Here is a 701-nt window from a genome sequence, read left to right on the forward strand (position 1 = left end):
GGTGGCTTCGGTGGAGTCGCTCGTGTTGCGGGAGGTGTCCGGGGATCTCGCCGCGGTGGACGCCCGCCACGTCGACAACCTCTTCCAGACCGACTGGACCGTCGTCCCGCTCGACCAGTCCGTCGACGGGCCGACGCACGCCCCCGCCCTCCCCGTTGATCTCCCCGACACCGTTGTGGAACCCGGGTCGGACGTCCTGGTGCGGGTGCGGCGGCCGGCCGTATGCGCGGCCGAGGCAGCCCACGAGGCCACGGCCGGCGTACTCGCCCACGTCCAGGCCTGGTTGGCGGCGGAGCGATTCGAGGGCGCCCGTCTGGTGTTCGTCACCGAAGGGGCCGTCGCGATCGATGAATCCTCACCCGATCCGGCAATGGCGGCGGTGTGGGGCCTGGTCCGCGCGGCACGCGCCGAGGCGCCGGACCGGTTCGCGCTGCTGGACGTGGACGGCACGGACGCGTCATGGAACCTGGTGCCCGCCGCGCTCGCCTCGGGCGAGCCGGAGCTGGCCCTGCGTGTCGGCACGGCCTGTGCGCCCCGGCTCGTCCGCGCCGCGACCGCTCCGGCTCTCACCGTCCCCACAGGACAGCCGGAATGGCGGCTCGACATCGTGGAGAAGGGGACGTTGGAGGGGCTTGGTCTGTGTCCGGTGGCGGAGGCGGGTGCGGAGCTGGGTGTGGGGCAGGTTCGTGTGGCGGTGCGTG

The 701-nt window shown here is 73.3% G+C and carries 1 protein-coding gene; it reads left to right on the forward strand.

The genetic code is table 11. The features are described from left to right. Positions 1–22: 22 nt before the first annotated feature. Positions 23–701: SpnB-like Rossmann fold domain-containing protein (locus IE239_RS41550; RefSeq protein WP_444545014.1), on the forward strand; the 679-nt coding region annotated here is incomplete at its 3' end.

This window comes from Streptomyces humidus (assembly GCF_014649655.1).
In the GTDB taxonomy this organism is placed as follows: Bacteria; Actinomycetota; Actinomycetes; order Streptomycetales; family Streptomycetaceae; genus Streptomyces; species Streptomyces humidus.